At 41.2% G+C, this 19,171-nt stretch carries 21 protein-coding genes and 2 riboswitches; of the genes, 15 read left to right on the forward strand and 6 right to left on the reverse strand.

Features of this window, described 5'->3' with window-relative positions:
* Positions 1-110: 110 nt before the first annotated feature.
* A complete protein-coding gene (locus tag ACFQ38_RS14640) occupies positions 111-665 on the reverse strand; it encodes an NADPH-dependent FMN reductase (protein WP_336822244.1) in 555 nt (184 codons plus the stop codon).
* Positions 666-842: 177 nt separating this feature from the next.
* Between ACFQ38_RS14640 and ACFQ38_RS14645 the strand changes: the two genes are divergently transcribed.
* A complete protein-coding gene (locus tag ACFQ38_RS14645) occupies positions 843-1,898 on the forward strand; it encodes an LLM class flavin-dependent oxidoreductase (protein WP_381481851.1) in 1,056 nt (351 codons plus the stop codon).
* Positions 1,899-2,696: 798 nt separating this feature from the next.
* On the opposite strand, the gene ACFQ38_RS14650 is transcribed toward ACFQ38_RS14645, so the two are convergent.
* A complete protein-coding gene (locus ACFQ38_RS14650) occupies positions 2,697-3,434 on the reverse strand; it encodes a LytR/AlgR family response regulator transcription factor (RefSeq protein ID WP_336822246.1) in 738 nt (245 codons plus the stop codon).
* A 1-nt stretch (position 3,435) separates the two neighbouring features.
* Entirely contained in the window at positions 3,436-4,731 is a 1,296-nt protein-coding gene (locus ACFQ38_RS14655) for a GHKL domain-containing protein (RefSeq protein ID WP_336822247.1), read from the reverse strand.
* Positions 4,732-4,897: 166 nt separating this feature from the next.
* Between ACFQ38_RS14655 and ccsB the strand changes: the two genes are divergently transcribed.
* Together ccsB and ACFQ38_RS14665 are read left to right on the forward strand one after the other, a co-directional pair.
* Positions 4,898-6,070: a c-type cytochrome biogenesis protein CcsB gene (gene ccsB, locus ACFQ38_RS14660; RefSeq protein ID WP_381481854.1), complete on the forward strand. Its 1,173-nt coding sequence runs from the start codon at positions 4,898-4,900 to the stop codon at positions 6,068-6,070.
* Positions 6,071-6,477: 407 nt separating this feature from the next.
* Positions 6,478-7,470, forward strand: coding sequence for a YecA family protein (locus ACFQ38_RS14665; protein ID WP_381481856.1), 993 nt, complete (start codon positions 6,478-6,480; stop codon positions 7,468-7,470).
* 47 nt (positions 7,471-7,517) lie between these two features.
* Here the strand turns inward: ACFQ38_RS14665 and ACFQ38_RS14670 are convergent, their stop codons facing one another.
* Together ACFQ38_RS14670 and ACFQ38_RS14675 are read right to left on the reverse strand one after the other, a co-directional pair.
* The gene (locus tag ACFQ38_RS14670) at positions 7,518-7,694 is read right to left on the reverse strand and encodes a DUF3885 domain-containing protein (RefSeq protein WP_381481858.1); all 177 of its coding nucleotides are present in this window, start codon (positions 7,692-7,694) and stop codon (positions 7,518-7,520) included.
* On the reverse strand, positions 7,633-8,187 hold the full coding sequence (locus ACFQ38_RS14675) for a DUF3885 domain-containing protein (RefSeq protein WP_381481860.1): 555 nt from the start codon (positions 8,185-8,187) through the stop codon (positions 7,633-7,635). Before ACFQ38_RS14675 ends, ACFQ38_RS14670 begins: the two co-directional genes overlap by 62 nt.
* A gap of 155 nt (positions 8,188-8,342) precedes the next feature.
* A riboswitch (TPP riboswitch) is annotated at positions 8,343-8,451 on the forward strand.
* 76 nt (positions 8,452-8,527) lie between these two features.
* Between ACFQ38_RS14675 and ACFQ38_RS14680 the strand changes: the two genes are divergently transcribed.
* From ACFQ38_RS14680 to ACFQ38_RS14695, 4 genes are read left to right on the forward strand one after another with little or no spacing between them, the layout of a single operon-like run.
* A complete protein-coding gene (locus ACFQ38_RS14680) occupies positions 8,528-9,127 on the forward strand; it encodes a thiamine phosphate synthase (RefSeq protein ID WP_381481862.1) in 600 nt (199 codons plus the stop codon).
* 29 nt (positions 9,128-9,156) lie between these two features.
* Positions 9,157-9,363 (forward strand): sulfur carrier protein ThiS, encoded by a 207-nt coding sequence (gene thiS / locus ACFQ38_RS14685; RefSeq protein ID WP_381481864.1) that lies wholly within the window; start codon positions 9,157-9,159, stop codon positions 9,361-9,363.
* A 3-nt stretch (positions 9,364-9,366) separates the two neighbouring features.
* Complete coding sequence (locus tag ACFQ38_RS14690; protein ID WP_381481866.1) at positions 9,367-10,137, forward strand: thiazole synthase; 771 nt, start codon at positions 9,367-9,369, stop codon at positions 10,135-10,137.
* Positions 10,130-11,146, forward strand: a complete 1,017-nt coding sequence (locus ACFQ38_RS14695; RefSeq protein ID WP_381481868.1) for a ThiF family adenylyltransferase — start codon at positions 10,130-10,132, stop codon at positions 11,144-11,146. The genes ACFQ38_RS14690 and ACFQ38_RS14695 overlap by 8 nt, the downstream gene beginning before the upstream one ends.
* A gap of 530 nt (positions 11,147-11,676) precedes the next feature.
* Here the strand turns inward: ACFQ38_RS14695 and ACFQ38_RS14700 are convergent.
* Positions 11,677-11,841, reverse strand: a complete 165-nt coding sequence (locus ACFQ38_RS14700) for a hypothetical protein (protein WP_336822255.1) — start codon at positions 11,839-11,841, stop codon at positions 11,677-11,679.
* 129 nt (positions 11,842-11,970) lie between these two features.
* Between ACFQ38_RS14700 and ACFQ38_RS14705 the strand changes: the two genes are divergently transcribed.
* The 8 genes from ACFQ38_RS14705 (at position 11,971) to ACFQ38_RS14740 (ending at position 19,149) form a co-directional block, all read left to right on the forward strand.
* Positions 11,971-12,891 (forward strand): SDR family oxidoreductase, encoded by a 921-nt coding sequence (locus ACFQ38_RS14705; protein ID WP_381481870.1) that lies wholly within the window; start codon positions 11,971-11,973, stop codon positions 12,889-12,891.
* 454 nt (positions 12,892-13,345) lie between these two features.
* Entirely contained in the window at positions 13,346-13,447 is a 102-nt protein-coding gene (locus ACFQ38_RS14710; RefSeq protein WP_381481872.1) for a hypothetical protein, read from the forward strand.
* Between the two features lie 6 nt (positions 13,448-13,453).
* Positions 13,454-13,696: an NUDIX hydrolase gene (locus tag ACFQ38_RS14715; protein ID WP_381481874.1), complete on the forward strand. Its 243-nt coding sequence runs from the start codon at positions 13,454-13,456 to the stop codon at positions 13,694-13,696.
* Between the two features lie 259 nt (positions 13,697-13,955).
* The gene (locus tag ACFQ38_RS14720) at positions 13,956-15,347 is read left to right on the forward strand and encodes a vWA domain-containing protein (protein ID WP_381481876.1); all 1,392 of its coding nucleotides are present in this window, start codon (positions 13,956-13,958) and stop codon (positions 15,345-15,347) included.
* Between the two features lie 280 nt (positions 15,348-15,627).
* A riboswitch (TPP riboswitch) is annotated at positions 15,628-15,732 on the forward strand.
* A gap of 153 nt (positions 15,733-15,885) precedes the next feature.
* Positions 15,886-16,467, forward strand: coding sequence for a YkoF family thiamine/hydroxymethylpyrimidine-binding protein (locus tag ACFQ38_RS14725; protein WP_381481878.1), 582 nt, complete (start codon positions 15,886-15,888; stop codon positions 16,465-16,467).
* A gap of 1 nt (position 16,468) precedes the next feature.
* On the forward strand, positions 16,469-17,050 hold the full coding sequence (locus ACFQ38_RS14730) for an ECF transporter S component (RefSeq protein WP_381481879.1): 582 nt from the start codon (positions 16,469-16,471) through the stop codon (positions 17,048-17,050).
* A complete protein-coding gene (locus ACFQ38_RS14735) occupies positions 16,971-18,413 on the forward strand; it encodes an ABC transporter ATP-binding protein (protein WP_381481881.1) in 1,443 nt (480 codons plus the stop codon). The genes ACFQ38_RS14730 and ACFQ38_RS14735 overlap by 80 nt, the downstream gene beginning before the upstream one ends.
* Positions 18,394-19,149, forward strand: a complete 756-nt coding sequence (locus ACFQ38_RS14740) for an energy-coupling factor transporter transmembrane component T family protein (RefSeq protein ID WP_381481883.1) — start codon at positions 18,394-18,396, stop codon at positions 19,147-19,149. The genes ACFQ38_RS14735 and ACFQ38_RS14740 overlap by 20 nt, the downstream gene beginning before the upstream one ends.
* The last annotated feature ends 22 nt before the right edge of the window (positions 19,150-19,171 follow it).

A 19,171-nucleotide genomic window follows, 5' to 3' on the forward strand; every position in this document is an offset into this window, starting at 1 on the left:
CCTGGAACGGAAAGCGACGGTTGTCAGGGGTTCCCCATTTATTCTCCAACCAGAAAGGGACTATCACAGAAAATCAGTTTTCACTGACTTTCTGGACAGCCCCTTAGTTTTTAGGCTACATATTTTTTAATCAACTCAACAAAAGCATCGACAAAGGATTGTAAAAATTGCACTGTATTGTCGTCGTTAATTTTTCCACTGTCATCTAAGAGATTTCCAACATTACCGATATACGCCTCAGGCTGCTGCAATACTGGCATATTGAGGAATACAAGGGATTGGCGTAAATGGTGGTTCGCACCAAAGGCACTTAATTTACCGGGAGATTGACTAATGATCGCCGCAGGCTTGCCGTCCCAAACACTTTGTCCATAAGGACGAGAACCTACATCCAATGCATTTTTCAGGACGGCCGGAACGGATCGATTGTATTCGGGCGTAACAAATAAGATCGCATCAAGTTGCTTAGCCGCGTCCCTAAAACTGCTGTATTCTGAAGGGGCATCATTTGTATCATCGAAATCTTGGTTATACAAAGGCAAATTTCCGATTTGGACAAATTCTGTTTCAAACCCATTAGGAAATAAGGTAGCGACATTTTTAGCAATTTTTTTGGAAAAGGAATCCTTTCTTAAAGATCCTACGATTATACCGACTTTAACCATCTACCATCACCTGTCCTTTTTAAAATGAATTTTAAATAGTATTTTAAATGAAAAAAATACCGTTTACAAACAAAACATCTTGAATTGAAGATACTTAATGAGCTTCTTGAATTGTATTATGCTAAAATTGGTAGGAATTATACTACGTAGATGTCCTATAAACAGGAGGAGTTATTCGTGGAGATTGGAATTACAACATTCGTTGAGACAACACCTGACGTGGAAACGGGAAAAGTAGTAAGCCATGCTGAACGAATTCGAGAAGTTGTTGAAGAGATCGTTTTAGCAGATCAAATCGGTTTAGATGTATTCGGAGTTGGCGAACATCATCGTGCAGATTACGCCTGTTCATCGCCGGCGGTTTTGCTTGCCGCTGCAGCAGCACGGACAAAACAAATTAAATTGACTAGTGCTGTATCTGTGTTGTCTTCAGATGATCCCGTACGGTTATATGAACAATTTTCAACAGTTGACGCCATATCAAACGGACGGGCAGAAATTATGGCGGGCAGAGGATCATTCATCGAATCATTTCCTTTATTCGGTTATGACTTACAAGATTATGATGAATTATTTGATGAGAAGCTGCAGTTATTGCTTGAAATAAATGAATCTGAAAAAGTGACGTGGAATGGGAAGCACCGGCCGTCCATTCCGAATTTAGGCGTCTATCCTCGGGCCGAACACGGCAAATTGCCAATTTGGATTGCGAGCGGCGGTACACCTCAATCAGCTGTACGCGCAGGAGTTTTAGGCTTGCCGCTTGTGTTAGCGATCATTGGCGGAAGCCCATTACAATTTGCTCCTATTGTTGATATATATAAGAGGGCAGCAGAGCAAGCGGGCCATGATGTTTCTAAACTGAAAGTCGCTTCTCATTCCCATGGATTTGTTGGTGAAACGACTGCCGAAGCGAAAGATAAATTTTATCCATCGACTGCAAAAGCAATGAATGTGTTAGGAAGAGAGCGCGGCTGGGGCCCGTATACACGTGGAACATTTGACGCTGCGAGCAGTTTGGAAGGTGCTCTGTATGTAGGAGATGCAGAAACGGTTGCGGAAAAAATACTATTCCTTCGCAAAAACGTTGGAGTAGAACGCTTCATGCTCCACGTACCAGTCGGTTCGATGCCTCATGATGATGTGATGCGGGCGATTGAACTTTTAGGAACAAAAGTGGCACCGATTGTTCGAAGGGAAGTAGAGCGTTGGGAGCGAGAGAACAAAGAGTAAGTTGTTGCAGGAAAGCTGCGGAAATTAATTAAAATATTTGGGCGGATTTATCCCCCATACGAAAAATGGGTCGCCCGGTACTGTAAATTGACTTGAAATATTGGGTTTGTATAATGAGCTTCACTTTGAAGGAGAGGAGGATTGAAAATGCATTCCTTCAGAATCCGTTGCATAGCTTTGAACAAGTAATTGAATACGTTCAAAGGCTCTGTACTGCAGAAACGGGATAGGTCTGTCTTTTTCAATAGTTTTCTCGACGATTCTTCATGCTGCATGGGAAAAGCGGAACTTCTGCTTTTCTTTTTTTATGCTCATATGGGAAAAACCGATCAATAGCTGCCTCCCTTTATTCGCGATAACAGTTCTGTCGGAAGATGAGGGCTTTTTTAATAAAAGATGCTGTGACTGTATTTGAATGTCCATTCAAAGAGTCGCCTTAATTAATTTTGATAACTTCGGAATTGGGGTAACCCTTTTCCGCCATAATGGAGTTGATTTTTTCTTCTAATGTTTCAGAGTTAATAGCGGATTCATCAATTGTTTGACTTGCTTTTTCAAGGTTAACTTGCGCGGAGCTTTCCGTGTCTTTATCATGATTAGAACAACCAAAAAGAAGTATAGGTTAAAAGCAATCTCCTCATTTTATTGATTCCTCCTTCTAATTCCTTTCATAATTATAAGAGTTCAGTTATTGGGGAGACTCACTATTTTGTGTTTTTGATGGGCGTAAGTGTCGAATTAATAGGTTTAGCGTTGTTGTATCATTTTATGCGTGTTTTCGACGTAAGTAGGAATGTTTTAGTAGACAAGACTTATTTTCTTTTTCAAATCCTTCATTCCTCTAAATGAAACTTCACAGACAGCGCCATTTGTCATTTGCACGAATCGCTCTTTTTTATCGAACTCTATGACATGTTGGAGATTGATAAGATAGCTTTTATGGCAACGATAAAAGGAAGCATCCAATTGTTCATATTCTGAAAGTTTTCCATAAAATTCATAAATGCCGTTCTTCTCATACAGAGTAAGTTTATGAGGTGTTGAAGATGTTTCAATATAAAAAACATCATCAATTGCAATGTTTTTAATGCGTTCACCAATTTGGATTTGAATCATAGCTGCTTGTTCTGATTGACCGATCTGTTTGTATTTCGAAAAGGCGGCTTGCAGAGCGTCCCTCAATTGTGAGGAAATTTGCTCTCGTGTATCTTTTACAATGAAATCGAGCGCAGCTAATTTATAGGTGAAGGTCAACTTGAGTCGGTCCGCGTGTGTCGTTATAAAAATGATCGTAGATAGCGGATCGTTTTTACGGATTTCCATCGCCAATTCCATACCGTCCATATCATCATTCAATTCAATATCCAATATATAGCAATCTGCCTTATGTTGTTTCAAATACTTCAACACTTCGTCAGGTTTTTTTGCGCATAGGACAACTTCGATACTCGGTTCATGAAACATGGCGTAGTTATTGATCTCTGTAAACAATGCTTGATTTTGAAGAGAATCGTCTTCACAAATGACAACTTTCATTTTAACGCACCTCCTCAATGATCACTTCATGAACAAACCAATGATTTTCAATGTATGTATTAAGTGAGACGTTTGGATAGTTAGATAAAATAGCTTTTACATTGGATAACCCCAATCCTCGTTCGTTTCCTTTCGTTGAATAATGTTCCTGAAATAAACGACTGATCACTAAGTTATCTTCCATGATGCGATTTTCAAAGACGATAATGATTTCAGTATTCCTTGAAATGAATGCGATATTGATTTGTGGATCATTCATCATGGCACTAACTTCTATGGCATTATCTAAGAATATCCCTATAACTCGTGTCAAATCGATTATATCAATTGCTATCGTATCGATTGTATCAGGAATTTCTATATTTACGGGCACTGAAGCTTCATCCGCCGAAAGCAATTTTGTAGCGAGCAGTCCTTTTAGTTCAATTAGCTTTAGCCGGTCAAGTTGGTTGAACATCTGGTTTTTGTGAAGCGTGCGTTCTTCCACCTTTACAATATGTTCATTGAAATACGTTTGCAATCCTTTCAAATCCTCATTTTCAATGTAGCCGCGCAAAGAAATAAGGATATTGGCATAATCATGCCGGAAAGACTGCATATCACGGTTCACTTGCTCCAACGCATGCATATAGTGTGTGAATTGCTGATGCTCCATCATTTTTCTATGGATTTGATTTTCCTTCAGTATCGTACGCAAAACAATTCCGGTAAGTCCTACCATTACTAAAAAATAAAACAGTAGCAACAGTAAATTGAGTCCGGATAGGTCAACGTCACCTATTTCGGAAGGGATGAAAACAAGTGCATAAAAAACGAAAAAGGTAATACCTACAATGAATAACAATACGATTTTTGATACAGAGGAAAGCTGCACATCCTTTTGATAGCGGGTAATGATTCTTTTATAGATGACGATAAACAAAGTAAACTGAATAAAAATTATTAAAATATATTGGACTACAAGCAAAAGAGTAGCTCTATAAAGGGATGAATGGAAAAAATCAAGGACTAATAATGCTGTGTACTCGGTTAAAATACTCCCGATATGAATGACAAAGAGATGGTGAAAAACAAGATAATCCTTGGAAAATAAATAGAAAAGAACGCCGGCCAATAAAATACTTAAACTCATGGAAATCCAAATGGAATCTTGATAATAGATAGCGAAAAAAGAAATGATTGTGTTGGATATCAAGCTGAGTAAAAAGCGCTTTACTGTTATTTTTAACGATAAAATATAAAATAATGACCCGTAAACAATTATGAAATTAAATAAACTAAAGACTATAAACGTCATCATAGATACTTCCTTTTTCCAATGTCATTGCATTCCAATTAGACGGTTAGGATTGTTTTTTAGACGTTGAAGAGAAACAAAGCTTACATCACCTCAACTCTATGTATAATGGGCTATTGATGTAAACAACTACCTTAGAGACTTATGGAAACTGGAGGTTTATTGAATGAATTCTGAAAGTATGATTGAACTGAGCAGTCAATCATTATTCGTCTCGTTTATCGTATTGCTGCTTGCAATATTGCCGATCGGTATGGCGGTAAAGTCGAAGAGGGTTTGGACAAGCCGAATCGGGATCGGTGTAACCCATTTGGCATTTCTCATGCAGCTTCTTTATTTTTTCGTAAGATGGGCAGCGATCGGGCATGCCCCTGTTAGCAATATGTACGAGTTCATGACCTTTTTTGGCATTATGCTTATTGGAAGCACATTACTCATCTTTCATCTCTATAAACAAATTGTAGTATTGTTATTTTCAATTCCAATTTCTCTCATCATTATAGGGTATGGGTCAGTTTTTACAAGTGAAGCTTCACCGCTTATTCCTGCGCTGCAAAGCAATTGGCTTTCCGTACATGTCATTACTGTTGCAATCTCAAGTGCGATTCTTTCAATAGCGTTCGTTACAAGCATTATTTATTTAGTAAGTGCGATGGATGTGGATAAAAAAACGCGCGGTGCACGGGGATTGGAATTCGTCATGTATTGCCTCGTAATCGTCGTTGGTTTTATTATGAGCTCCATCATTTTTTCATTTACATACGATGAAAAGATAATTGAGTTCGAAAATAAAGGAGGGACAGTTGAGAGAGCAATTTACAAAATGCCTGCTCTCTTTGTGAATGACGGAGCAAAGTTAGCTCATGAGCAAACAAGCTTTGGATGGATCGAGCTGACGAATTCGATCGATGCACAGAAGCTAAACACGATCTTCTGGGCATTTTTATTCGGTTCAGTCATTTATTTGGTAGTACGTATCGCAGCACGTAAAAACATAAGCCAGCTCATAAAGCCGCTCACACAAAAAGTAAACCCTTTAGTAATGGATGAAATAACGTACCGTGCCGTTGTAATCGGCTTTCCGCTATTTTCATTGGGCGGATTATTGTTTGCAATGATTTGGGCGCATCTCGCATGGGGGAGGTTTTGGGGATGGGACCCGAAAGAAGTATGGGCTTTAATTACATGGCTATTTTACGCGGGTCTTTTGCATTTGCGAACGACAAAGGGCTGGGAAGGCAACCGGACAGCATGGATGGCGATTATCGGGTTTGGCCTGATCGTCTTTAACCAAGTATTCGTCAATTTAGTTATCGCAGGATTGCATTCCTATGCGTAAATAAAAAAAGTCCCCATTCGGGAACTAAATAACTGCGATCTATGCTCTTACTAATTGTTCAATGTATTCGTATAGTCAATTGCATTTCTTGCATGTCTTGCATTCAGTTTTGTTAGCACCACATTTTTTGCATTTTGCCACCCGATCACTCCTTTGCATGGATATATTCAACTTTATTCAGCAGACGTTTGAGATATGCACAATGAAGCTTGGTTAATTGATCATCTTATTCAATGACAATAAAACGTTTGCTATGTGGCTAATTAAGGGAATGAAGCATAGCCTAAAATATGTTAAACTTATAAAGCCGTCCATTTTGAAAATGACTGGATAAATGTGATTTGGCGTAATCGGCAATTTGGCTCCAAAGCATGCCGAGGAGTGATTGATAAAAGGAAGTGTTTTTGTTGGTTGGACGTAATGATCCCTGCCCATGCGGCAGTGGTAAAAAGTATAAAAAGTGCTGCGCTAGTAAACAGGCAGTAACAGTTGAGACGGTGCAAATGGAAGAATTGGAACGGGTTTTACAAAATTTTTATGATGAATATCCTACGCGAAAAGACATTTATGAATACATAGAGGCTGCAAACGAATGGAAACAAGAGTTGGGCCAAGCTCTTATGGAAGAAATGATCGAAGCGATCGCCTTGGATGAATTCTTTTTCCATAAACGACCCGATATTTGGGAAGACTATTTGAAGAAGCAGAAGAAAAAGATTGTACGGCCTTCTGTATTGCAAGTATTGGACCGTTGGCAAAGTCCTCGTATGTTCATTGGACAAGTAGAAGCGGTAGAAGATGAGTATATGACGGTGAGCAATATTTTTGAGAACGAATCCATTAAGCTTCGCAGAGAGAGCGACAAGCCGATTCCTGACGGCATACACCTTTTCAGCTTCATTTTGCCTGACAATCGTTTAAAAGAAGATCATTATTTAGCAGTATCGACACTCATTTTCTTCCCCGTTGACCATTCAGCGCAAATTAACGCATTTGCTAATAAGTTTTCAGCCCAAAACGATAAGTCGGCTGCCGATTTCTTGAAAGAGAATACGTTAGAGTTTTGGCGTATGTTAGTATCGGATGGCTACGCAGGAGAAGAGTTTAGTAACTTTGAAGCAGGTGTTTTACAGCATGTCGTGAAGTTTTTGGAACAGCATGATCGGAAATCTGAGAAATTCATTGAAATGCTTGAAGATTACTTAGTCGAACAGCAGCCGAATGCAAGAAAAGAAGTAGCCATAGCTGCTGGTGCAATCCGTTTTGGACAGGAGCAAACTTTCTTCGAGCCACTCTCCATGACACTAAAGGAGATTGCCGAATGGTTTGGCGTGTCCCCTTCTTCCATGAACAAATATTATAAAGAGCTTTCTGAGTATCAAATGGAGAAAATTATATAAAATGATGACAAGCCGGAAACGAGTGGAAAACATAGTTTCCGGCTTTTTTAGGTGAATAAAAGGTCAATTCTTTCACGATCATAATCTAATATCCAATCATTGTATTTTTCATAGAGCTCTCGCAAATCTTCGATATTTACAGCAATAATGTCACAACCTCGATCATCGTATAAATGGTAGATCATTTTTTTTCGGTACATTGACGAAGAAAATATCACAGCCATCCTTGATATTGTTTTTTAAGATTCGTCTAGGGTGCGCAAAATCATTATGGCTAATCGCCAATAAAAGATCAGCATAAGCGATCCCCTGTTTCGAGCATGCCAATACAAATTGATGGGTCACCATTGTGTCATAATCATCCTCATCGGCATCCCATATGAGGCTTGGCAAAACGCTATGCGTTAATTGCATCCGTCTGTTTTTGTCTTTCACATATTTGCGATAAATATTGGCTGGCCGTTTTTGTAAAAAATGATTCGCTTTTTCACAGTGGATATTGCTGACGAATAATAGTTCATCCTCATCCTCAAAAACAGTATCAAATAACGTCCTGCTTCTCTCTTGAATTTGCTTCATATTTTGTTTGTCTTCATGTTCGGAGCCGGGCTTTGCGATCTCAAATCGAATGCTATAATGCCATGAATAGAAGAGTGGGGGCTTTAAGAGAAGGTTGTCGAAATATTTATACAAGAAATCGTTTAATGTTTCATTCAATAGACACGCCTGCCTTTCATAACTATTTTGCATGTCATTCGTTCGAAAGGCAAATGGGTAATAAAAGTTATTAAAAGAATAGTGGATATACGTTTTATAGTTTCAATCATTCAGATAAAGTGGTAAGCTTTTATTGGATACTAATTTCATAACTTTTTGACCATTAGGGGAATCCTTTTAAAGGACTGAGAGAAGAGTTGAACTCTGATACCCTTATTACCTGAACAGGTTCGAACCTGCGTAGGGAAGTGGTGTCTTTTTTGCTATGCATTTTCATGCTAATTATAAGGCCGCTTCCTTACATAGGGAGTGGTCTTTTTAGTTAATTGGGGGGATGGTAATGGATTTAATTGCTGTGACGAACAGCCGAATGGACAATTCGGAGCTTCTGGACATTCTGCTTCGAATAGAGGCGTCTATTGACGCGGTAATTTTGAGGGAAACGTTAAAGACGGATGCAGAGGTTCTTAGTCTAATAAGGCTTTTGCAAACAGCTAATTTTGATGAAGAAAAAATAATCGTTCATGGTCGCGCTGATATTGCGCTGCTTACAGGAATACGGCGTGTACAACTTCCGGGACATGCGCTGCCTGTTGACAAGCTGCGACAGCATTTTCCTATGTTATCGTTTGGGCGATCCGTCCATTCCATTGCAGAAGCCCAAATGGCATATAAAGCAGGAGCTGATTGGCTACTTTATGGGCATGTGTTCGAAACTGCATCTAAAAATGGCCTGCCCCCTCGAGGAAGTGAGGAGCTTTTCAAGCTTTGCCAATCAATCCCTTTGCCAATCTATGCAATCGGTGGCATCCTTCCTGAGCATGTGAACTTACTCCAAAGTGGTGGTGTTTCGGGCGTCGCACTTATGTCTGCTATTTTCACAAGCAGTTCTCCAGAACTAGCTCTATCCAATTACAAGGTTGCAATGAAATTAGATTGAATCATTCTATACAAAGAGGAGGAGTGCAAATGCAAAAAATCATCGAATTGAATGGCAAAAGATATGAAGTGCCACTAAAAATTGAGACGATGCAGCAATTGCTCGAACACTTGAAGGTGTCCGAACGTATTGCTGTCATCGAGGTAAACAATAGCATTTTGTCAAAGATAGAATACTGCAAACCTATTAATGACCGAGACAAGATTGAAATTGTTCATTTTGTAGGAGGAGGCTAAAAAATGTTAACGATCGGAAATAAGACATTTCAATCCAGATTATTGTTAGGGACAGGAAAGTATCCTTCCTATGAAACACAAAAGGAAGCTGTTCGTGTGTCCGAAACAGAAATTCTGACATTTGCAGTAAGACGTATGAATATTTTTGAGAATTCACAACCAAATTTATTGGAACAGCTTGACCTGACGAAATACACATTGCTGCCGAACACTGCAGGGGCTAAAACTGCCGAGGAAGCTCTTCGAATTGCGAAATTAGCAAAGGCATCCGGACTCTGCGATATGGTGAAAGTGGAAATCATCGGCTGCGACCGGTCGTTGCTACCGGACCCTATTGAAACGCTGCGCGCCTCAGAAATGCTGATGGCTGAAGGTTTTATTGTCTTGCCATATACATCGGATGACGTTGTACTTGCCCGGAAATTATGCGAGTTAGGTGTTCATGCAATCATGCCGGGCGCATCTCCAATCGGTTCGGGACGCGGCATTTTAAATCCGATGAATTTGTCTTTCATTATCGAGCAATCAGATGTGCCGGTAATTATAGACGCTGGTATCGGTTCGCCAATGGACGCGGCGTATGCAATGGAATTAGGTGCTGACGGGGTACTGCTCAACACCGCAGTATCTGAAGCGAAGGATCCGGTTAAGATGGCACTTGCTATGAAACTTGCCGTTGAGGCGGGAAGACTTGGGTTTGAAGCAGGGCGGATGCCGAAACGTAATTATGCCGTTGCAAGCAGTCCGATGGAAGGGTTCGTTTTAAATGAATGAAAGATACTCACGACAGGAATTATTCGCTCCAATAGGAGAGGAAGGGCAAAAAAAATTAGGTCAAGCGAGTGTCTTTATTTTAGGTGCCGGAGCATTAGGTTCTTCGGGAGCTGAAATGCTTGTTCGTGCTGGTGTAGGACAAGTGACAATTGTAGATAGGGATATAATTGAATGGACGAACTTACATCGACAACAGCTATACACTGAGCAGGATGCTGTACATCAAGTGCCAAAAGCTGTGGCTGCCGAGAGGAGATTGTCTACTCTCAACAGTGATGTAAACATTACAGGGATTGTTGCGGATGTGACTCCTGAAAATGTTCTTGATCTATTTACAGGACACGATGTGATTGTGGATGCAACAGACAATATGGAAACAAGAATGCTTGCCAATGACGCGGCAATGAAACTTGGCCTGCCTTTTTTCATGGGGGCATGTGTAGGCAGTTATGGTCTGACGTTTCCAATCGGTGTTAGAAGCGGCCAACCTTGTCTCCACTGTCTCTTGGACACACTTCCAACACTGAATATGACGTGCGATACGGTCGGCGTCATCAGTCCGATTGTCGTCACGACAGCTGCCCGTCAAATTACGGGTGTATTGAAATATTTGACAGGAACAAAGATTGAGCCCAAATTAGAATCCGTTGATGTATGGACTGAAGAGCGGGCGTCAATTCAAGTAGGAGATTTGAAAAAAAGAAACTGCCCGAGCTGTTCCGAAAATGCGATTTTTCCATTCCTGAATGCTCGAAATGCAATGCGGCCGGCAGTGCTTTGTGGAAGGGACACTGTCCAATTGACATGGCCGGAAAAAAGACAAGTTGAACTTTCTCATTTTGCCGAGTCGATCCGGAATTCAGTTGCAAACATGATCCATAATCAGCATTTGGTCGCTTGCGAGTACAATGGGAAACGAGTCGTCTTATTTCGCGACGGTAGAATGCTCATCCACGGCACAAAAGATATTATAACTGCAAAGAAAGTTGCTGCCGAATTATTTGGTTGAACTATTGATGGGCAGTATATGAATTAAGCATATGAAAAGGGAAGCCGGATAGACGTTAATCCGTGAGCCTTCCCTTTTTCAAACTATCTATAGAAGAGAACAAACTGAACTTAGTGAATTGATATCTATAATCGTCGGAGATCGTTTAAACTATTGGGATGTCCTCCCTACTTCCTTGAACATATGTCTTTTTGCTTGCAGGAGAACACGAATCGATGTGAATAGGCGTCATTTCTATTGTTTTACTTATTTTGTCATCGATTCCCTTTCATTCATCCGATAAAACTACCTCTATCCACGCTCCGAAATCATCGGACCTGGTCTCCATACCTATCTCAAGCATGCACTAATAAGTAAAGAAACCACACTAATCAAGTTAGTACAAAGAGTAGAATTACGCTTTTCTCTCATTCCGAAATTCGTTTCATTGTAATCGCTTAAGCCTAACATAAGGATTAGATGGTATCGCTATTCGGATATTGTACTGAAAGCCGGAGGACGAAGATATACTTTTGCTATTGGATTTATTCTTAAATTTCTGGATAATACGGTTCGCATCTCGGGTTATAATAAAATGGCGGCCTTGGCCCGATTTTAGGCAGCCGAAATGTAGTTTCACCGTAATGAACAGTCACTTTTTCATCCGAATCATCCGTCAGTAAAACATCTGCATTGCATGAATTCGTTGAGTGCATGATCGTAACCTCCTATTGTCAATTGTTCTATCGTATTCATCCTTGAATGAATTGTTGTGCGAAATAGTAACGCAACGATTGGGCGTATCATACTATGCCGTTGAAAGGCTTTTGAGAGAGGGGACAAAAATGATGAACGATCATGATGATTTTTCGGCATATCCGATGCAACCGAACTATGGCAAAATCACTCAATACGAAGACGTGCCAATGACCGTTCCAGAACAGCGTCAGTATCGACAGCCCGGTGTAGAAAAGTTAATGAATCCGAGACCGATTATCGAAAATCCATCTTATAAAGGATCCGAAAAGCTAACCAACAAAGTCGCTTTAATTACAGGAGGGGATAGTGGAATTGGAGCAGCCGTCGCCATCGCATTCGCGAAGGAAGGAGCAAATGTTGCAATTGCTTACCTCGATGAACATGAGGATGCGAGCCGGACGAAGGGAAGAATTGAGGAGTTAGGGCAGCGTTGCTTATTGCTTCCGGGAGACGTACGGAACAAACAGCATTGCATTCATATTGTTGAAAAGACAGTGAAGGAATTTGGCGGATTGGATGTGCTTTGCAATCATGTAGGCATTCAATTCCAGCAGTTAAGCTTATTGGATATTACCGATGAACAGTTTGACGACACGTTTAAAGTGAATGTGTACTCGCATTTTTATACGACGAGAGCAGCGCTGCCTCATTTAAAAGCAGGAAGCGCCATTATTAATACAGCATCCGTTGTGGCGTACGATGGCAATGAACAGCTGATCGATTACACGGCGACGAAAGCTGCAATTGTCGGATTTACACGAGCACTCTCGAACAGCTTAGTAAGCAAGGGAATACGAGTGAACGCCGTTGCGCCAGGGCGCATTTGGACGCCATTAATCCCTGCAAGCTTCTCGGCAGATGTTGTTACGCAAGCCGGCAACCCGATGAACCGCCAAGGGCAGCCATTTGAATTAGCCCCTGCATATGTTTATCTTGCCTCAGATGATTCCCGATTTGTCACGGGGCAGACGATCCATGTGAATGGCGGGGAATTTATTACTTCATAAATTCCATTACCTAAAAATAGCTTCCCGAAGTTGCGCGTCCAACTATGGAAGCTCTTTTTGATTGATTCATAAACTTACCACTTCCGAAACGTCCATGAAAATCTACTTCAAACACGCATAAAATCATACAACAACGCATAAACTTATCAATTTGGCGCATATCGACAAGTCCACAACTCATATTCCAATTAAAAAACGCATAACTTGCCTACAGAACGCATAACACCTTTGGAATTGCGCATAAACTGCCTATTTTCAAAGGGGAATTGATTTGCGGAATGTTGTGGGATTGGTATGATCGATTGATAAGGGGAATGGGATATGAAAATGCCGACGCATATTATTGCTTGTGGGGGCCTTGTAGAAGATTTGGAAGGCAATTTATTAGTAGTGAAAACCGAGCATGAAAGATGGGGTTTTTCCAGGTGGACAAGTTGAAGTAGGAGAAAACTTGATGGATGGTGTAATTCGTGAAGTGAAGGAAGAGAGTAGGATGGACGTTGAAGTGGAACACCTCATTGGCGTTTACTCAAATACAGGGATCCATAAATGGTAGGATAGCATGACGGATGTACCGACAAAGGTGATGTTCGATTTTGCATGTAAGCCGATCGGCGGTGAATTGTGCACCTCTGAAGAAACATCGGATGTCCGTTGGGTGCCAAATGAAAATGTTCTTGATATAATCACATCGCCGGCAATTCGAAGTAGAATACAGTCATTCTTCGATTTTGATGGGGCTGTGGAGTATATGGAGTACAAAACACATCCGGAATTTCAATTATTGCCAAGTAGGAAAGTTTAATATAAAGGAAGAACCACCTTCGCTTGAGGGTGGTTCTCACTAAAATCGTATTCCTTCTAACGCTTATACAATTTCTTCTTCTTTTGCATCGCTTGCACTCATAGGTAAGTTAATAATTTGCCTTGAAGACTTCTTCTGCTTTCTCTCAAAAATACATATTTAAATTCTCTCTCATTTACTATTAGACTTTCCGACCCTTTGACTTCTGAATACTCTGTACTAATATAAAATACAATATAATTTGTGAGGAGTTGGCGACTTGAGAAGTATTTTGTACGCATCGCTGTTATCCCTTCTATTATTGACAGCATGCTCTGCAAAAGAAAATCCGGAAGTGACAAATGACAATGGCGCGGGTGAAGAAGAGCAGCAAGTTGAAACTGTAGAAGCTGCTGAGAATGAAGAGATTGAGGAAGACAATGGTAGATTGGAGGATGATTTTTATGAGATTGATGCTCCACGAGCACTAACAGAAGTGGAGCAGGAAATGTTGCGTAAACCTGGTATATATAGTGGAGAACATTACGATAAGAATAGAGTAATTGATTATTTGGATCAGCTGCCGAATGATTTAACGGAAGAGGAATTTTTAAAAGAACTTGTTTATTTATTGTCTGAAGACTATCACGAAGAAGTCGATCAGCTTATTCATTTTGATTCAACTGTTGAAGTAAATATTGAACGCCCTGATGATAAAATTGATTCACCTGAATTGCGAACAGCGCATTATGCCATTCTAATCGATGCGAGCGGAAGCATGAGAGCGGCAGTTGGCAATAAAACACGGATGGAAGCAGCGAAAGAAGCTGTTTATGAGTTCGCTAAACAAGTGCCTGAAGGAGCGACAATTTCGTTAAGGGTATACGGCCATAAAGGGACTGGAACGGTGGCAGACAAACAATTGTCGTGCAGTAGCTCAGAAAACTTGTTCCAAGGTCATTTTGATAGCGCAAAGTTCAAGCAGTCTTTGAATTCATTCCAAGCATCGGGATGGACACCGATCGGGCTTGCGCTTGAGACGGTAACGGAGGACATTCCCGAAAATACCGACCATGTTGTCGTATATGTTGTCAGTGACGGCATCGAAACTTGTGATGGCGACCCTGTCCAGGCAGCAAAGGATTTAGTCGCTGCGGACATTGAAACAGTCGTTAATATTATCGGATTTGACGTCGACAACGAAGGGCAAAAACTGTTGAAAGAAGTAGCGGATGCAGGAAATGGAGACTTTACGTATGTGAACTCAGAGCGCGATTTGAAAGCGTATATGAGGGAGCAGTACGAAGAATTACAAAACCGTTGGATGGAATGGAGAAAGGAAGGAACTTCACAAACGACAGCGATTGGAAAAGAGAAAAGGGAATGGGCAAGTGAACTAGGCAAGAGGATTAAAGAGAAAAGTGAACGTGAGAAGGAACGAATGCTTGTTGCGCAGGAGTTTTTGTTAAAAAAACACGGGGAAGATTTATGGCATTTAGAATACGCAGTTACAAGTTATGTTTTTGAAAAATGGAGATACGGTGTAATGGAGGGAAATAAGGCGTGGCTTGATACTCATCAAGAAGAGAGGGAGCAATTTAACGAGTACTTCAAAGAAGGAATGGAAAAGGAGCAGCAGTATAGGGATAAAAAAATCGGGCGTGATGAATAGAAATCGTAAGAGCCTTTGAATTTAAATTAAATCAAAGGCTCAGCTTGTTGACAAACGCTCGCTACTACGTTTGGGCCAGCAGGCTTAGGTTGTCTTCCTTGGCAAGCGTTCTCAAGCCAAGCTGAAGAAACTTCTATCTATTTCCTACAGACCCTATAATGACTGAAGACAAAGCGAAAAGATACTTTGTCTATATAAAAGTAGGGAGTCATATGAATCTATTTACAAACATAATCTCTTCGACTATACTGGTGGCATCATAGAATTGAACTACATACCGTTTCTGCACTAGGGGTGCCATTTTGGCTGAGATGTGAGCTGTTGCTCCGATCCCTTATGACCCGATCAGGATAATGCCTGCGTGGGGAAGTGTAGTGACTTTCCTATAAGATCTTTATTCAGCGGATGGCATTTCGTTATTGACAGGACGAATGCATTTGTATGTTTGCTGAATGAAAGACTCATCATGAATGGACAAGTGGCTACATCTTCTCGGATGTAGTCTCTTTTTTATGAAAAAAATATAGGGGGTCACAAAATGGAATGTGGATTCAGTCCAATTGTCGGATTTCGCTTTTCGCTTCATCCGATGGCAGATGATTTTGTAGCAATTATTAAAGGGGCACTGGAAGAAACGGATACATCAGCTGTTTGGATGCATACAGACGATGTTTCTACGGTTATTCGCGGAAAACAGGTCCATGTATTCAATGTCGCCAAGGCAATCGCATTGAACGCGGCAAAAACTGGAAAACATATTGCGTTATCTGGAACCTTTTCTGCAGGCTGCCCGGGTGATAGCGCAGGAGATGTCTATTTGGATATGGGAGATGCAGTGCTGAACAACGATCATACGAGGCAATATGTCTCGTCGCAATTCGCATTGTATCCAATGAACAATCCTTCGTATATGGATATGATTTATCGCGAAGTAGATCGTGCTAAAGAGCATGGTGTCTTCAATGAATCAATGCATTATGCAAGCGGCATTCACGGAGATATTCATGATGTTTTCAATTTCTATGAAGAAGCTTTTTCAAATGCTCGCTCCGAAGAGTATAAACATCTTGTTATGACGGTATCGATGAGCATGAATAGCCCTTCGCATGGAGGACGATAACATGTTGAAATCGTGGAAGTTGAAAGAAGTCGTATTAATGTCTTTGTTTTCGGTCGTATTTGGGATTGTCTATTTGTTGTTTCTTCATGCGGGCAATATATGGGCGGGCTTCATTGGGCCGATTGCTTATGAATGGATATTTGGCATTTGGTTTATCGTCTCGATTATTTGTATGTACATTATCCGCAAGCCTGGAGCGGCAGTCATTTCCGAGACGATTGCGGCAGCTATTGAGGTGTTGTTAGGAAATGCAGTCGGACCAAGACTTATCTTGTCCGGGGTTATACAAGGCTTAGGTGCAGAGGCAGCTTTTGCCGTGACGAGATACAAACGCTTCGACCTTTGGGTGCTCATGTTGGCTGGCGCAGGATCTGCAATATTTAGTTTCGTTTACGGCTATTTCTTAGGTGGCTTTTCAGTGTTTAGCACCGGGTATGTACTGCTCATGTTTGGCTTACGAATTGTAAGCGGTGCAGTAATTGCTGGAGTTGGAGGAAAAGCGATTGCAGACGGATTACTTGCGACTGGGTCTCTACGTGGATATGCAATTGCCCGTTCTGAAAAAGGTGATGCGCGTGCCTGAAGTGATTCGGTTTGATGCGGTACATTTTCGATTTCCGGAAGATGACAAGTGGGTGTTGAAAGATCTTTCATTTTCAATCAAGCAAGGGGAGCGGGTCGTCTTCACTGGTCCCAGCGGTTGTGGAAAGTCCTCGCTTCTCTATTTGATCAATCGGCTATATCCTTATAATTGCGATGGCATTGTAAAGGGAACGATTACGCTGTTCGGGAAAGATAGCGAAGCTTACAAACCGGGTGAGGTGAATCATCGAATTGCGACTGTATTCCAAGATCCAGATGCTCAGTTTTGCATGCAAACGGTTGAAGAAGAGCTTTCCTTCACATTGGAAAATTTGAATGTCCATAGAGAGGAAATGGATGATCGGATAGCTGAAGTGCTTGCGCTAACTAAGTTGACAGCATTCAGACATGCAGTCATACACAATCTATCCGGAGGACAAAAACAACAGATTGCCGTAGCTTGCGCTTTAATAATGAAACCGGAAATCCTTTTATTGGATGAGCCGACTTCCCATTTGGATCCGTATACGGCAAAACAGTTCATACGTTGGTTGGACCGCCTGCAAAGAAGGTTATCCTTGACGATCGTCGCAATTGAACATCGGCTTGAATTATGGGATGGCTTTTTTGAAAGGCAAATTCCACTTAAGAAAATGCCGACTGCAGCTACTATCGAAAAAAGGAAAAGCAGTAAGCAGAATATCCCTTCACTTATTGTGAATGGTCTGCGAACAGATACCTTTCTACATTCCTCTTCCTTTACGTTAAACCGTGGTGAAGTGGCTGTGTTGGCAGGGCCGAATGGCAGCGGGAAATCGACGATGCTGAAGGCACTTTGCGGTATCATAAAGACGGAAGGAAAAGTGCAGCCAAACTCAGTCGGGTATGTTCCGCAATCGCCGGAGTTTTTATTCCTAACGAAAACGGTCCGTGAGGAAATTGCATATGGCGGTGGAGAAGCGGTAAATGAACTGATCGAACGTTTGCATTTAGCTGAAGTTGCAAACGCCCATCCGTTTGCGGTCAGCCATGGACAAAAAAGGCGGGTTGCCATTGCTTCGATGCTTTGTGATGGCAGGGAAGTGATTGTAATGGATGAACCGACATCCGGCCAAGATACGGCAGCTTTGGAAGAATTGTACCGCCTAATCGATGGGCGGGCAGTTGGCGGCACGACTTTTTTAATCGTCACACATGATATGGAATTTGCGTATAGAATAGCCGACTCCGTTTTATTAATGAAAGATGGAAAGCTGACAGGGAAGTACAATGCGGAGACCGTTTGGAACGATCATCAACTGCTGTCTGAACACCATTTGCTTCAGCCGATAGGAGGGAGCCAACGTGAAGTCAGCCTTGCATAATATGAACCCTTCCATAAAGTTCATTTCGATTACAATATGCATGTTGGCGATGGCATTCTTTTTCAATCCGTGGACTCCTCTTGTTTGCTTTGCAGGCGTTATAATGCTCCAAGCGTTTTTTAGTACAATTAGTTGGAAACGATGGATGCTCTTTATGGTTCCGTTTGCCATCATGGCTTTCGGCTATTTTTGGACGACGATTGTATTTGCGGAGGAGCGTACAGGAGAAGTCCTTTGGTCGGTTTGGAATGTAGATATTACAGAAAGCCAATTCAATCATGCGCTATCACTCAGTTTCCGAGTATTGGCATTCGCAGGATTGTCTTTACTATTCGCATTGACAACGAATCCTACAACTTTCATTATGAGCTTGATGCAACAAATGAAGCTGTCGCCGAAAATCGCTTACAGCATATTAGTCGGTTATCAATTTTTGCCAGTCATGAAGGATGAATTCATCCAAATACAGCAAGCGCATAGGTTACGAGGGGCCAATGTAGAGAAAAATGTTATCCGAAGGCTATTCAATCTGCGTAGGGTGCTATTGCCACTGCTTGCAGGTGCAGTACGTAAAGCGGAAAGAGCTGCTTTCGCTATGGAGGCAAGAGGATTCACAGGTGAAAAGAGAAAGTCTTTTTATAAGGTAGTTGTTGTCAGCAGGAAGGATTGGATGATGTGTTCACTTTTCATCACAATTCTATTGATAGGATGTATGTTCACGCTTTGGGATAAATAAAGGAGATTATCCGCTAAGCACA

The sequence above is a fragment of the Sporosarcina contaminans genome, assembly GCF_042679045.1.
Lineage (GTDB): Bacteria > Bacillota > Bacilli > Bacillales_A > Planococcaceae > Sporosarcina > Sporosarcina contaminans.